The organism is Vibrio mytili (assembly GCF_000830505.1).
Taxonomy (GTDB): domain Bacteria; phylum Pseudomonadota; class Gammaproteobacteria; order Enterobacterales; family Vibrionaceae; genus Vibrio; species Vibrio mytili.
On record NZ_JXOK01000036.1, the window covers coordinates 1 to 13,382 of the forward strand.

16 protein-coding genes and 1 other RNA gene are annotated in these 13,382 nt (G+C 42.1%); 2 read left to right on the forward strand and 15 right to left on the reverse strand.

Annotated elements, in window-relative coordinates:
• Positions 1 to 1,130: 1,130 nt before the first annotated feature.
• The 12 genes from SU60_RS09585 to smpB form a co-directional block, all read right to left on the reverse strand.
• Positions 1,131 to 1,688, reverse strand: coding sequence for a hypothetical protein (locus SU60_RS09585; RefSeq protein WP_041155325.1), 558 nt, complete (start codon positions 1,686 to 1,688; stop codon positions 1,131 to 1,133).
• Between the two features lie 144 nt (positions 1,689 to 1,832).
• The gene (locus SU60_RS09590; protein ID WP_041155326.1) at positions 1,833 to 2,303 is read right to left on the reverse strand and encodes a hypothetical protein; all 471 of its coding nucleotides are present in this window, start codon (positions 2,301 to 2,303) and stop codon (positions 1,833 to 1,835) included.
• A 134-nt stretch (positions 2,304 to 2,437) separates the two neighbouring features.
• On the reverse strand, positions 2,438 to 3,166 hold the full coding sequence (locus SU60_RS21015) for a hypothetical protein (protein WP_052481520.1): 729 nt from the start codon (positions 3,164 to 3,166) through the stop codon (positions 2,438 to 2,440).
• 28 nt (positions 3,167 to 3,194) lie between these two features.
• A complete protein-coding gene (locus tag SU60_RS09600; RefSeq protein WP_041155327.1) occupies positions 3,195 to 3,695 on the reverse strand; it encodes a DUF4365 domain-containing protein in 501 nt (166 codons plus the stop codon).
• 732 nt (positions 3,696 to 4,427) lie between these two features.
• Complete coding sequence (locus SU60_RS21670) at positions 4,428 to 4,853, reverse strand: hypothetical protein (RefSeq protein WP_128814653.1); 426 nt, start codon at positions 4,851 to 4,853, stop codon at positions 4,428 to 4,430.
• 421 nt (positions 4,854 to 5,274) lie between these two features.
• A complete protein-coding gene (locus tag SU60_RS09610; protein WP_041155329.1) occupies positions 5,275 to 5,526 on the reverse strand; it encodes a hypothetical protein in 252 nt (83 codons plus the stop codon).
• Complete coding sequence (locus SU60_RS09615) at positions 5,523 to 5,735, reverse strand: helix-turn-helix transcriptional regulator (RefSeq protein WP_041155330.1); 213 nt, start codon at positions 5,733 to 5,735, stop codon at positions 5,523 to 5,525. The genes SU60_RS09610 and SU60_RS09615 overlap by 4 nt, the downstream gene beginning before the upstream one ends.
• A gap of 68 nt (positions 5,736 to 5,803) precedes the next feature.
• The gene (locus tag SU60_RS09620; RefSeq protein ID WP_128814654.1) at positions 5,804 to 6,370 is read right to left on the reverse strand and encodes a hypothetical protein; all 567 of its coding nucleotides are present in this window, start codon (positions 6,368 to 6,370) and stop codon (positions 5,804 to 5,806) included.
• A gap of 5 nt (positions 6,371 to 6,375) precedes the next feature.
• Entirely contained in the window at positions 6,376 to 6,600 is a 225-nt protein-coding gene (locus SU60_RS09625) for a hypothetical protein (RefSeq protein WP_041155332.1), read from the reverse strand.
• Positions 6,600 to 7,838, reverse strand: coding sequence for an integrase domain-containing protein (locus SU60_RS09630; RefSeq protein ID WP_041155333.1), 1,239 nt, complete (start codon positions 7,836 to 7,838; stop codon positions 6,600 to 6,602). Before SU60_RS09630 ends, SU60_RS09625 begins: the two co-directional genes overlap by 1 nt.
• A 208-nt stretch (positions 7,839 to 8,046) precedes the next feature.
• Positions 8,047 to 8,414, reverse strand: a transfer-messenger RNA (tmRNA) gene (gene ssrA, locus SU60_RS21345).
• 67 nt (positions 8,415 to 8,481) lie between these two features.
• Entirely contained in the window at positions 8,482 to 8,967 is a 486-nt protein-coding gene (smpB, locus tag SU60_RS09635) for an SsrA-binding protein SmpB (protein ID WP_041155334.1), read from the reverse strand.
• A gap of 118 nt (positions 8,968 to 9,085) precedes the next feature.
• Here smpB and SU60_RS09640 point away from each other — a divergent pair, with 118 nt between their 5' ends.
• Together SU60_RS09640 and SU60_RS09645 are read left to right on the forward strand one after the other, a co-directional pair.
• Entirely contained in the window at positions 9,086 to 9,520 is a 435-nt protein-coding gene (locus SU60_RS09640; protein ID WP_041155335.1) for an SRPBCC family protein, read from the forward strand.
• Complete coding sequence (locus tag SU60_RS09645) at positions 9,517 to 9,870, forward strand: RnfH family protein (RefSeq protein ID WP_041155336.1); 354 nt, start codon at positions 9,517 to 9,519, stop codon at positions 9,868 to 9,870. Before SU60_RS09640 ends, SU60_RS09645 begins: the two co-directional genes overlap by 4 nt.
• 61 nt (positions 9,871 to 9,931) lie before the next feature.
• Here the strand turns inward: SU60_RS09645 and bamE are convergent, their stop codons facing one another.
• The 3 genes from bamE to nadK all read right to left on the reverse strand — a co-directional run bounded on the left by bamE (position 9,932) and on the right by nadK (position 13,301).
• Positions 9,932 to 10,291 (reverse strand): outer membrane protein assembly factor BamE, encoded by a 360-nt coding sequence (gene bamE, locus SU60_RS09650; protein ID WP_041155337.1) that lies wholly within the window; start codon positions 10,289 to 10,291, stop codon positions 9,932 to 9,934.
• Between the two features lie 251 nt (positions 10,292 to 10,542).
• A complete protein-coding gene (recN, locus tag SU60_RS09655; RefSeq protein ID WP_041155401.1) occupies positions 10,543 to 12,207 on the reverse strand; it encodes a DNA repair protein RecN in 1,665 nt (554 codons plus the stop codon).
• A 209-nt stretch (positions 12,208 to 12,416) separates the two neighbouring features.
• Positions 12,417 to 13,301, reverse strand: a complete 885-nt coding sequence (nadK, locus tag SU60_RS09660) for an NAD(+) kinase (protein ID WP_041155338.1) — start codon at positions 13,299 to 13,301, stop codon at positions 12,417 to 12,419.
• Positions 13,302 to 13,382: the final 81 nt, after the last annotated feature.

The following is a 13,382-nucleotide window of genomic DNA, read 5'->3' on the forward strand; positions in this document are numbered from 1 at the left end:
AGGATCAGCAAATACGCTGAAAGACATGAGACCAGTCATTGCAAACGTTGTGATGAAAAGTGACTTAAGATTCATATAGTTCGTCCTATCAAAATCGGTAATATATCGACAGGTTCAATGTTAGTCCTGATCACTTAAGATAAACTTAAGAAAACGAGCAAGATTCAACTCTGTATGGACAGCCGTTATCCTATCGATAAATTAAGCTATTTGAGGAGAGTCATGAAGATAGAACTGTGTCACTCCAAAAGTTGATCGGCACAAAATTGCGCGTGAAGCTAAGCGAGTTTTTTTATATAAGGAGCAATCCGTCAGCTACTAATTTACCAACGTCGGTAGCGCGAAAATGTCCAGTTTTGAGTGATTACGATTATTTTGTTTCAAGCTATTACTGTCAATGACACTCTTGATTGAGAATATGCTTGCTTCGTCAAACCATAATCTCTCTGCGTTCTCGATAATCTGTACGATCATACTATCGCTGAGTGAGTGTTATCACTGAGCATGGCCCGATCTGCTTCCACCAATACGACATCTACGACATCATGGTCATTTCTTCAGTTAGTAGAGAGGTGTACGGTGCTTTTTACTTTTTATTTGTCAGTTGAACGACACGTCTTGCGATTTTGTTATACCCGATCTAGCACGAAAAATATCTTGGATACGAGGATAGGATAAGTCATAGGGTTCTAAAAGCGTGAGCAGATATGAGGTGCGATGACACAGGAAAGCGAGTTAACTCGTTGAACTTTATATTTTTTTGATACAAAAAAGGCCACCCGAAGGTGGCCTTTTCCAATCGATTGGTGGGCTGGCGTCATCTGAATTGAGAGTTTTACTTATTGATTTTAATTGTTTTTATTGTTTTTTAAATCTTTTGAGAGTACTAACGGGAATACTAAAAATATTTCTACCTTTATCTAGGTGATAATCAATCTTATCTTTGGGCTAGCCGCTAGTAGTGGTTGCTGCACGTGCTGCTAGCTCAGGCAAGCGTAAATAGATAACCGTTGGCAGACAATATACTTTGATCAGCTTCTAGGAAGCTTTTGGGATAAAGCTTCTTAGCTCAAATCATTTAGTAGCATCATTTTAGATAAGAAAAAGTACATTGAAACCTTAGTCGTTTGTTAGTTTCTGCGTTGAATATCGTAGGAGTCCATTTGAATTTTAGAAAGCACCAATTGCGAATGATTGAGAAAATTAACTATGCTTCCAAGCCAATCAGAAAGGTTAAAACTTAGACTCCAATCTTTCCCACCTTGAGAGGTACCGGATACCTCGATTAATCCATCCCACCACTCAAAAGACTCTTCATACTGATTCGAGCCTACAGGCGTCAATAGAAAAGACTTCGCGTGTATAATTTTATTGGCAATATACATGAAGTCATACTTCCCAACTTTATGGTCGATAAAGTCTGCACACATTATTATTTTATGGGATTCCGATTTACCTTCTTTTAGATCTCTTAATTCTTTGGAGTTTCGGATCAAAACAGACAACTCTAAACATGAATTGCTGACAATACGCTTGAGCATTGTCCAGTACTCTGACTTAGGGTACAAGGATGGCACACCTTCAATACCTACCCTATATTTAATAGCAAAAGCTTCTCCAGACAAAACAACATTGTTCAGAATAAATATTTTCTCTCTCATTTTTTCGAAGTTAACGAAATGTGCCATATAAACCTCACGAAATCTAAACGTTGTTGAACAGCAACTAACGCAGCGTTAAGTGGTGAGCAACGCTACCACCAGACCTAAACTATTGTGCCGTAAACACTGAAGCCTATTTAAACTAAAAATGCCAAGCGTTGGGAATCCGTCTTAAACGCTTTGTTTTACGTTTCGCCCAACGCTCTTCCATTTTTTAACTTTCTTATTCTGAGTAATTAGTGAAAAAATAAAATTTTTCTGCCTGAATATTAGCTGATTCAATATGGCTATAAAAACAACAACAAACAATAAGTGCCCTCGATATGGAAGGATTGCTTCGAGGCTGTTTAGAGCGTAGATGCCAGCAATAGATAAAGCTAACATTAATGACATAAAGCAACCTAACCAATAGCGACAAATAACCCAGGTTATGAAGTGGTCTTCATCTCGATGCTTTCTTACATTTACCAATAAGTTAAATCTGAGTGTTCTATTAAAACCTCGAACTAAACTAGGTAAATGCTCTACAGAGCGCTTCCAAATGATACTAATAATCTTTGGTAAAAAAGAACCTAAAAGAGCAAAAAAGAGTCCCGTAAACCACCAATCAGTTGATGACAAATTTAACAGTATTTGTTCCATTATTTACCTTTACGTATCGCCCAATTAAGGGGTGAACAACGCCTACACCCAAACCTAAAGCATTGTGCCATAAACACTAAAACTGAAGTAGAAGCAAAAGTGCTAAGCGTTGTGAATCCCTCTGAAATTGCTTGTTATACAGCTAGTTGTTGCACAAAACGATCTTCATGCCAAAAGCTAGCCGAGCCAAAATACTCGTTTACTAAGGTCAAGAGCTGTTTAGTATTGGGCTTTAACTCAACTCTTGCTATAACACGGCCCGTTTCATTGGGGCTCACGATTTCACTAAGTTCTATATATTGGGCTTTATGTTCAGCACTCAACAACGACGCCTCAATTTTTAGGCATGCCGTGAAAACCCAATTATCACCAGGACTAACATCAATGGTAACTACATTATCTTCATCATCAATATATTCCACCGACTCTACAATGTTATCAACTAATGAATCTGTACTTTTCAAGAAATACCAAACAATATCGATATAATAAACACATTTTTCTTTTTCTGGTGGAGTTTGGTCTTGGTGCTCAATAACATTGCGCACTTTGATAAGTTCATTCAGCACCATTGGTCTGATCAAACCTAGATATTCATAACGATCTAGAACTTTTTTAGAAGAAATTTCTAACGGCAACTTGCTTATTTTATAAATCCTCTCAATCGCTTGTAGTCGATGATTAATTGCCCTTTTCAGATTTGCTATACAGTCCGATCTATAAAGCTCATGATCACTACTTACTAGTAGCTCCTGAGCATGCTTCCAGAGCTGATAAGCTCTGTATATATCGTCGTAGTCACCATTTGTACGAGAGCTTGATCCAAGTGCCCACTCATGTATTTCATCTGTTAGATATTTCATAATTCCTATTCTGCTGTATAACGCCTTGTTAGGCGAAATCCCCAAGGTTGATTCGTTCTCTTCGACCTAACTTTTGGTGGTGTATATGATCTACATAACTACTAATCTGCTGCCAATTAATTTCGGACAACACATTAGCCCTAGGGATATGTACCGTCATTGTTTCCTGACTTTGATTTGGTTCGTCTATTTGACTAAGAAGCTGCCAGTATGCTCGACCTTCAACTGCCACATATTTTACTAACATAACCACCTGTAATTTACTCATTAGCATATTGTAAGTAGATACATTTAGGGTAATTCGTTCTGAGTTACCAGTAGTTGTCGCATTCGAATGCCCCGACGCTTTCAATTGCACTAACAGCTCTTGCCCAGTCGCACTTGTATCTCGAAAGATATGCACAACCAAATCAATTCCATAGTCATTCTCTGGAGTAGATGCATCCCAGTTTCTTGGTAATGCTGCTTTAAAATTGTTAATCGAATCCGTTTCCAATTGATGGGATTCTGGTCTTTGAGGTAATCTCATTTTTATACTCTTTTTCGCCTAAGGCTTTCTACACTGCTTTTAGCCGTCTTTTATCGTTCAATAACGCGGTCTTTCTTATCGTAACTTAATTGATAATCAGTATGTTAGCTAGAAGCATGGGAGATTATACTGCAAAATGGTTCATAATTTTAGAAAGTCTAACATTCATACTTCGATGGATTAATTTTAGTAAGCCAAACGCACATTGCGAAAATGTGTATTGGATTTGAAGCTACAACCAAAAGGGGCAGAAGTGAGGTAGACCATAACTCTTTAGTTGCTCAATAGGTGCTCATAATGCTCAAACCTAATTGTTTGGAGCAGGCTATATTGCCTTCCGGTCGTAACTAATTGGATTGGTAATCGACCACCTTTGAAAAAGTAGTGTATAGCTTACTGATTAAGACGGAGCGGGTGAGCCATTCTTTTTGCTAGTTTTCAATCTGCTGCGGGGGAGGGGAATAGTTGCACATTCGAGATCAGAGAAGGCTTTTCATATTTATTCGCTAGCGCAGTTGTGACTACTAAGGTTCTGTGCGGTTAGCACGGGTAAGTAAAGAGGGAAGGTGATGAGGGCAGGACTGCTGTATAGCTTGCGCCCCTTGCTACATAAGACGTGCCTGCTTTTTTTCCGTTTTTGGGCTGACCAAGTGAAGTTGGCCACTTCTCGTCAGGAGTTCTCATTTTTGGCTCTGTGAAAAGTATCTCAGGCATTGACTTGTGATTTGTTATTCATTTTAAATGAGTTTTAATTCCTCTAGACTTGCTAAAAGACGGTTTGTTGTTTTTGGCTGTTTTGACTTTCGCTAGGTATGAGGTGTGGTAAATAAAGTCTTCAATGTCTTGTTGTGTAGTCATTACATGAATCCCCTTCTTTCCACGGCCGCTTTTATGTTCTATCCAAACCTCATCTCCCATTACGTCGAGAACCTCTGATATACGGGCTTTTGCTCGATATGAGCGCTTGCTTGAGTCAAACAAGATTGCAATGTGTGAGTGTTCACCGTTGCTTTTTCCTACTTCTTTTTTGTGCCAGTGGTGCACTTCGCCGTAGTCAATTTTGAACGCTTTAGAGATTCTCCTTTTTAGTTTTTTTAGCGATTTTTCAACCAGCTTGGGATCACGAATGACAACCAGTAGCCCAACAGATTTGTTCATGGTTTCTGTGAGGCACAGTATATCGGTAACTAGATGAGTGAGAATTGATAAGTAGCATGGCTTGCTAGGGCTACAGTTAATTGTTTGCCCCTTATATTGACATGATTTGTATAACACAGGTTTACGCTTTTTTCTCTTTAGGCTGGCAGGTGGTGCGGTGTGATTTTCTACCACAGCTCTAAAGCGTGGATGTTGCTCAATGTATGAGCGCGGCCAGCCAACGGGGCGGCCTTTTATCTTATGCTGGGGAGTTAATATACCTTTTTGATAGTAACGCCTGATTGTGCGTGTTGACGTCTCGAGCCCTGCGCTTGTGCACAGTTCGGCTAGCTCTTGTTCTGATATGTAGGAAGTGTCAGACATTGGGTTTTCGATAAAAAGCCCTGTGTGGCTTACAGGGCTATTTGATATTTGAGTTTGTTTATTCTGGCAAGAGGCTGGATTGTGGTGGCATCGAGTTTTCCGGTAATCCTAGAGCGTTTAAACAGGTTTTGCACACGTGGCAGTTATCCGGCCTTTGCCCCATAACTTCGTACCTCTTATCGTTAACCCCCTCACGTAGGCTTTTCTCAATTTTGCAGGCGGTTTCACCTGTATCTAGGAGGATGTGAGCAGTGACAGCGAGTCCCTTTCTCCATTTGATTACAAATCCTGTGCGGTTGTGTGTGCTCATTGACTCACCTTTAGCACCTTGCTGCGAAGTGGGCGGGTATCAATCCAGTCTTGCACGTCATCTCTACGCCATGCGACCGTGCGGCCGCTGCCAAGATCCAAATGCTGTGGGAATTTTCCAGATTTCATCATGCGGTAAATTGTCGCTTGGGATAATCCGGTCATTGCCTTCACATCGGCAATACGGATTAGTATTGTTGGTTTGCTCATGTAGCCTCCTGAGTGTTTATGACGGGGCTAATCATGGCAAAAGCCCTTCTAATTTATTAGGGGGACTTTTAGGGAAAAAAGTTGGTGAAATTACCCTTGTAATTATTGGGAATGTTTGATAATAGGCTTTCCAGTTTTTTCACATCATTATCATTTTTCACGAGCTTGTAGTTTCTGACTTGTTCTTTGGTCGGCTGACAAGCTGGATTTGCGCTGTAAATCTGGGAACTAAATACATCGAGGTTTTCGTATTCCTCAGGAATCTTTGGCTTTGGGTTCGGTTTAACTGTTTTTAATATATCAGTGATTGTTTCGTATGCTCTGCCAGTGGTAGATGCTAGGAACTCAACAAGATGGTTATCTTTTTGATTCCACGTCTCTATTGGATTTCCACGGCTAGTCCACCAGCGTAGCAAGTGAGCTAGTAATGCCGCATCTTCTCGGTGTTTGCGGCTTTTTCCCTCATTTCCCTGTAGGTTTAATTCGTAAATCTCATCAGTATGATCAAACCGTTCTGCTAAGTCCGAAGGAAGGAAGCACTCAACAAACCAAGAGCCTAGGTTCTGGTATATGTAATATTTTCCAAATAGCTGGCGCTCAACCTCATGATTAAGCACAGCAATACGCTCATACAAAGGCTTTAACGTACAGTAAGATGGGGGCGAGGATGGCCAAGCTCCGTTGGAAAATTAGTAATTATTTTCTTTGCCGCTTGATATAGGATTTTTTTCTGTCTTTGCTTTTCTTGTGCTCTCTCTTTTTTGGTCAATTGTGCACTGTGTATTTTTCCGGCTAGTTTTTCGGCGACTTCTTCCGTCCACTCATAAGCTGGAAGCGGTTTAAAAAATGATTTAGGTATGGCCATCACACCACCTTAAGGGCTTTGCGGCCGCTTATTGTGGCAGTTCCTATAGCAGCAGCTTGAATATGCTCTGACCACCACTGCATCATGGGTCTTCTACGTTCTAAGAAGTCTGTACGGTTGTAAGCTCGGCGCACCTCGTTGTCATCTACATGGGCAAGAGCCGCCTCGATTAAGTCAGGCTCAAACCCTTGCTCATTCAGTGTTGTTGATGCCAGTGAACGGAAGCCGTGGGCGGTTGTTCGGCCTGTTAAGTTCATACGTTTTAGCGCCGCATTTGCAGTTTGCTCATGAATTGGTTTTTTAGGATCACGGTCAGCAGGAAAGATGTGCTCACGATTGCCGCTAATAGGTTTCATGCGCTCTAAAATTTGTAGTGCTTGCGGGGTTAGGGGAACACGATGCTCACGTCTTTTCTTCATTCTTTCCGCTGGGATTATCCAAACTGCATTATCAAAATCGATTTCGCTCCATTTTGCAGATGCCGATTCCTTTGGGCGAGTCATTGTGTGCAACTGCCATTCAAGCAGGCAACGGGTAGTAAGCTTCAAATTTACATAGGGGAGCTTTTGCATTAGTTCTGGCAATTGATCTGGTGATAGTGCTGCCATATTCTGTTTTTTGGGTTTTTTGAAAACGTCTTTAATGCCTTCTAATGGGTTTGAGTGAATAAGGCCATGGTTAACCGCATAGCGCATGATTTCATTCACCCGTTGTGTAAGACGTCGAACAGTCTCGAGTGCTCCCTTGCTTTCGATATTTCGAAGAATTGCGATCACTTCAGGGGCGCTAATTTGACTGATTGGCTGGCTTTTTAGCGAAGGGAAAATGTGCAGCTCAAAAGATCGCCAAATATCATTAGCATAGTCATGGGTAATACTGGCTTTTTTCATATCAAACCAGCTTTGGGCTACGTTAAAAAGTGTGTGCTCAACAATCGCCACGTGTTCAGCTTTTTTCTGCTCGCGTGCCTCTTTAGGATCTACTCCACTTTTAACCAAGGTTCTAGCTTGCTGAGCAGTTTCTCGCGCTGCTCGCAGGCTTATGTCAGGATATGAGCCTAAGCCCATGTTGACCCGCTTTTGAGTGATTGGATGGTAGTAGTTAAAGTTCCATAGCTTGGAGCCGTTAGGTTTGATTTTTAGTTGTAAGCCACCGCCATCTGAGAGGATGCAGATTTTATCTTGAGGTTTGTAGGTTCGTATTTTGCTATCCGTTAGAGGAGTTGATTGCCTAGCCATAGTTTGCCTTTTAGTATTCTCAAAAAACCACCTTCATTATAGGGAATACTAAAAGGAATACTAAACGTCTAAGCTCTAATGAACTCTATGATTGTTTATGGAGTATCAGAACTGAGAGGGATTTCAGGGTGAGCCCTTGTGGGGTAAGGCTTTTATTGTGTTGAGGTCAATAAAAAAGGCCACCCGAGGGTGGCCTTTTCCAATCGATTGGTGGAGCTGGCGGGAGTTGAACCCGCGTCCGAAAACCTTTCATCATTGGTACTACATGCTTAGTCGATCTTTAATTTCGCCACCCACCTGCGAACCGACACGCTAATGAATGACTAGCCTGAATTATAATTCGCCGTTCATCTCTCAGGCGGGAGAATCCGGGCTAGCGCGTTTGGGTTTGATCCCTCGTTATTCCCCGTCTTACGTGCGGAAGCTAGGGCGAGAGAGCTCTCAGCAGGGTATTAAGCTGCTAGTGCGTAGTTTTCGTCGTTTGCGACTATTTTTTTGCGGTTTGTTAACGAGGCCTACCGCACCTCGGCATGCACCTCAGACTTCTGAATTCCCGTCGAATCCTAAATCAGCCCCAAGGTATGATTTGCATAGTAACAGAAAAGCATTAGCTGTCCAGTACTATGCGTTTAAGTGGTCAAGATTAACGCAATGAGCTCTTCATTACGCGTGCTTTTTCTCTTGCCCAGTCTTTTTCTTTCAGATCAGTACGCTTATCGTGCAGCTTTTTACCTTTCGCTACGCCGATTTTCATCTTAACCCAAGAGCGAGACCAGTATAAAGATAGCGCTGTTAGAGTCATGCCTTCTCGGTTTACACGACCGAGCAGGTTATCGAGTTCACGACGACTCATTAGTAGTTTACGCACACGAGTAGGGTTCGCCACAACGTGTGTCGATGCCTGATTTAAAGGAGTGATTGTCATGCCACTCACAAAGGCTTCACCGTCACGCATAAATACGTAACTTTCTGAAATATTGGCTTTACCTTGGCGAAGGGCTTTCACTTCCCAACCTTGGAGCTCCAAGCCAGCTTCGATTTCATCATCAATGAAATACTCGTGGCGAGCTTTTTTATTGAGCGCAATAGTATTACTACCCGCTTTTTGTTTTGATTTTTTCTTTGCCATAATGGCGTCATTATACGGCTTGGATATCGGTTAGGAAATCCTTTTATTTGCGCAATCGTCGAATAAAAGTAAAATTGACACGAGCTTTTAATCTGTACAAGTATTGATAGGAGTATCTATGAAGCAAATCAGCCGTTCAGCGTTGGTGTCTTTTAGTGCAGAACAGATGTTTGATCTGGTCAATGATGTTGCTAAGTACCCCGAGTTTTTGCCAGGTTGTTCTGGTTCTCGAGTTATTGATTCTTCAAATAGCGGCATGGTGGCGTCGGTTGATGTTGCAAAGGCTGGTATTAGCAAGACCTTTACAACTTGCAACGAGCTTGTTCCTGGACAGGCGATAATGATGAACTTGGTGGATGGTCCTTTTAAAACCTTGCGTGGAGGATGGATTTTTACTGCGCTGGATGAACAGGCGTGTAAGGTAGAGCTCAAGCTAGAGTTTGAATTTTCAAGCAAAATGATTGAAATGGCGTTTGGTAAAATTTTCAATGAATTGACCAACAATATGGTAAACGCCTTTACCAAACGGGCTAAACAGGTATATGTGCTATGAGTATTGAGTCCGACATGATCCATGTAGAGGTTGTTTATGCCCTTCCTCATGAGCAGCGCGTTTTTAACTTAGTCGTTAATAACCACGCGACGGTAGAAGAGATCATTCGTCAATCTGGGGTACTGGAGCTGTATCCAGAAATCGACCTGTCTAAGAATAAGGTTGGTGTGTTTAGTCGTAATGTAAAATTAGAAGCGACGGTGCGAGACAGAGACAGAATTGAAATATATCGCCCCTTACTTGCTGATCCAAAAGAGATTCGTCGCAAGCGCGCTGAACAGGCGAAAGCGGCAGGCAATGCAGATCCTGTGACGGGCGGTAAGCCGAACGCTTCGCGTAAAAATGAGTAGCTCGAACCATTCATAGGGTATAAAAAACCTCCTAGTTAGGAGGTTTTTTTGAATCTGTTTGTTACTGAATCTGTTCGTAAAACGTATCGCTTTTCGGGAAGTCACCGCTAATATCTGCCAGCGTTCCTTGGTCATCGAAGTTGACGATAAGATCTTTCTGGACAGGGTCACCGTGACCTGGCGTGTGATGGTAAATGTAATACCATGTGTTTGGGTAGCCGTTTTCGATGAGCATTGGCGACCCCAGTACGAAGCGAACCTGTGCTTTAGTCATCCCAAACTTTAATTTATCCACTGCACTTTGTTCTACATAGTTGCCTTGGTTGATATCAATGCGATAAACCAGTTTTTCTAACACCGAGCATCCTGTCAGCAATGTCATTGCTAATGGTACGGCAACTAACCACTTCTTTAATTGCATAATAATTTCTTAGTAACCTTTAAAATACTGCGCTGATAATAAACAAGCTCGACGCAGATGTAAAAAGCTATGCGTCGTACGGTAGGGAATCTGACAACGAATTTTGATTTGAGTTGCATTTATTGACAGATATTCGGCATCTATCTCTGTATCAAGACAGTGTACATTGCTCAAATGATGTCGCAAAGGCATTTAAAGATGACAGAATCAGTGACACTGAAAAAGCATGAATGATTCTGCCATCGTCAATGTTAAGCTGCGACTAGCAGTTCTTTTGCGTTGGCGAGTGTTGAGTCGGTAATTTGACTGCCGCCGAGTAGGCGAGCCAATTCTGCCACACGTTGCTGTTCATCCAGAGTGTACATTTGTGTTTCGGTGTGACCTTTTTTGGTCTGTTTGGCGACAAACATTTGGTTGTGACCACAACCCGCTACCTGAGGAAGGTGAGTGACACACATAACCTGTGTGGATTCGCCCAGTTTTCGTAACATTTTGCCGACCACTGCGGCTGTTGGACCACTGATACCGACATCAACTTCATCGAAAATTAGACTCGGAGTATCGACCTTTTGCGCAGTAATGACTTGGATCGCGAGAGAAATACGTGATAGCTCTCCCCCTGAGGCAACTTTGGCAATCGGTTGTAATGGTTGCCCGGGGTTGGTCGAGACTAAGAAACAAACGCTGTCCATCCCAAGCGGTGACGGGTGTATGTTGTCGTTGTTTACTTCGATACTGAACACGGCTTTTTCCATGCTTAACTCATGCATACTTTGCGTAATCAGCTTGTTAAGCTCTTTTGCGTAGCGGCTACGTGACTTATGCAGCTTCTCTGCGCTCGACAAGAAACCTTGGTAGTGCTGTTCTACTTCTTGACTCAATGCTTCCAATTTTTCATCAGAACAATCTAAAGCTTCAATCTGAGACAAAAGATCTTGATGATGCAGATAGAGATCCTCTGGCATGACGTGATGCTTGCGCGCTATCGACATGACTTTGGAAAAGCGTTCTTCCACATAAGCCATCCGCGCAGGGTCGACCTCAATACCATCTAAGTAATTTCGTAACTCGTTTTTCGTTTCTTCCAATTGAATCATTGCTTCTGACAGCATGTTAGGTAAGTCAGAGAGCTTTTCATCCATTTCGGCGAGCTGTATTAGGGAGTGATTGGCCGATTGCAAAATACCAAGCGCATTGACTTCATCACTTTCGTAAATAAGTTCGATGGCTTGTTGGCAGGTAGTGGCAAGCTCTCCACTGTTAGACAGTCGTTTGTGCTCTTGCTCGAGCTCTGTAAATTCTTCTTCACCTAGCGATAACTCATTCAGTTCTTTGATTTGATATTCAAGCAATTGCTTTTGTGCCTGATTTTGTTGGCTATTCTCTTTAAGTTGCTTGAGATTATTGTCTGCTTGACGCCATTTCTGATAGGCACCACGTGTATTTTTCAATAGGTTGTGATGACCAGCATATTGGTCCAGCATCGCCATTTGCTGGTCGCTTTTCATTAACTGATGATGTGCATGTTGGCCATGGATGTTGATTAAAAGTTGTCCAAGAGATTTGAGTTGTGAAAGAGGGACTGGACTACCGTTTATAAAAGCTCGTGAACGGCCTTCTTTTGTGATGATGCGGCGCAAGATGCATTCACTACCATCGAGGAGATCATTATCTTCTAACCAGCGTGTGGCATGTACGTTGTTATCCAGTAAGAAAGCGGCGCTCACTTCGGTTTTCGCTTCTCCTTGTCTTACCATACCTGCATCAGACCTGCCGCCTAAGCAAAGCCCTAACGCATCGATAGCAATGGATTTACCCGCGCCTGTTTCACCGGTAATGGTGGTCATTCCTTTGGAAAGCTCGAGTTGTAAAGATTTCACAATCGCAAAATTATTAACACTTAAATGAGCCAGCATTTTTTCTTTACCTGTATAACCAAACATACTGTATATGAGAACAGTATATACTGTTTCTTTATACAGTAAAGGTGGGTGGGGAGATTTTTAATATACGAACGGTTTTTTGTGATCAGATATGAAAAAAGAGCCTCTTGGAATCATAGAGACTCTTGGAAATGCTATGGATTATTCTTTGAAATGAAATGCGTTACAGAGAGCATCTAAGGTTAAAAAAGCTTACTTGACCACCCCAGTTTATTGCGCAAAACATGATAATAACTGTAGTCCTTGGGGTGGATAAGTTTGAGTACATTAGGGCTTTGATATATATGGATTTCATCACCAGGTGAGACGGGTAGTGACACTTGTCCATCACAACTCACTTCTTGCGTTCCGCGGTTATCCGGAGAAACGACCAGTTTAATACGACGTTTACTGTCAACCACCAGTGGTCGGCTGGATAGAGTGTGCGGGAACATTGGCACTAATGAAATGGCATTCAAACTTGGCGAGAGAATAGGGCCGCCACCTGAGAGTGAGTAAGCGGTGGAGCCTGTTGGAGTCGAAATGATTAACCCATCGGCTCGCAAGGAGAACGCGAAGCTGTCATCGATGTACACTTCGAATTCAATCATGTGGGCGATTTGACCTGGGTGTAAGACTGCTTCGTTTAGCGCTGCATTATGACTTTTTATTTGACCGTGACGGTGTACTTCGGCTTCCAGCAAAAATCGCTCTTCTTCAATATATTCACCGTCGAGTACTGCTTTTAGGGAGGCCTGAAAGTCATCTGGGCTTAAGTCGGTCAAAAAGCCTAGATTACCTCGATTTACACCGATCACTGCGACGTCAAAACGGGATAAGATTCGGGCCGCACCAAGCATGTTGCCATCGCCACCAACGACAATCGCTAAATCTGCGTTTTTACCTAATTCAACTAAACTGGCAAATTGACTTGACGGAATATCGTCAAGAATTGCCGCGAGACGGTCGTCAATAAATACTTTGTAACCTTCAGCTGTTAGCCATTGGTAAAGCTCTTTATGAGTTTGAATTGCTTGTTGATCTCTTGGTTTACCAATAATCGCGATCACGTTACATGGATTTTTCATATCATTTCCGCATTAAAGAGGCTTGAATCAGGAATCTTCATCCCCATAATAATGGCAAGTCACCTAAATATGCGAATTTTT

What these genes read in the sequence shown, in the direction of transcription:
- SU60_RS09640 (WP_041155335.1), top strand. Translation starts at nt 9,086, where the DNA reads ATGAAGCAAATCAGCCGTTCAGCGTTGGTGTCTTTTAGTGCAGAACAG.
- SU60_RS09600 (WP_041155327.1), bottom strand. Translation starts at nt 3,695, where the DNA reads ATGAGATTACCTCAAAGACCAGAATCCCATCAATTGGAAACGGATTCG.
- SU60_RS09630 (WP_041155333.1), bottom strand. Translation starts at nt 7,838, where the DNA reads ATGGCTAGGCAATCAACTCCTCTAACGGATAGCAAAATACGAACCTAC.
- smpB (WP_041155334.1), bottom strand. Translation starts at nt 8,967, where the DNA reads ATGGCAAAGAAAAAATCAAAACAAAAAGCGGGTAGTAATACTATTGCG.
- SU60_RS09610 (WP_041155329.1), bottom strand. Translation starts at nt 5,526, where the DNA reads ATGAGCACACACAACCGCACAGGATTTGTAATCAAATGGAGAAAGGGA.
- SU60_RS09585 (WP_041155325.1), bottom strand. Translation starts at nt 1,688, where the DNA reads ATGGCACATTTCGTTAACTTCGAAAAAATGAGAGAGAAAATATTTATT.
- SU60_RS09645 (WP_041155336.1), top strand. Translation starts at nt 9,517, where the DNA reads ATGAGTATTGAGTCCGACATGATCCATGTAGAGGTTGTTTATGCCCTT.
- SU60_RS09590 (WP_041155326.1), bottom strand. Translation starts at nt 2,303, where the DNA reads ATGGAACAAATACTGTTAAATTTGTCATCAACTGATTGGTGGTTTACG.
- SU60_RS09615 (WP_041155330.1), bottom strand. Translation starts at nt 5,735, where the DNA reads ATGAGCAAACCAACAATACTAATCCGTATTGCCGATGTGAAGGCAATG.
- SU60_RS21670 (WP_128814653.1), bottom strand. Translation starts at nt 4,853, where the DNA reads ATGAACAAATCTGTTGGGCTACTGGTTGTCATTCGTGATCCCAAGCTG.
- SU60_RS09625 (WP_041155332.1), bottom strand. Translation starts at nt 6,600, where the DNA reads ATGGCCATACCTAAATCATTTTTTAAACCGCTTCCAGCTTATGAGTGG.
- nadK (WP_041155338.1), bottom strand. Translation starts at nt 13,301, where the DNA reads ATGAAAAATCCATGTAACGTGATCGCGATTATTGGTAAACCAAGAGAT.
- bamE (WP_041155337.1), bottom strand. Translation starts at nt 10,291, where the DNA reads ATGCAATTAAAGAAGTGGTTAGTTGCCGTACCATTAGCAATGACATTG.
- SU60_RS21015 (WP_052481520.1), bottom strand. Translation starts at nt 3,166, where the DNA reads ATGAAATATCTAACAGATGAAATACATGAGTGGGCACTTGGATCAAGC.
- recN (WP_041155401.1), bottom strand. Translation starts at nt 12,207, where the DNA reads ATGCTGGCTCATTTAAGTGTTAATAATTTTGCGATTGTGAAATCTTTA.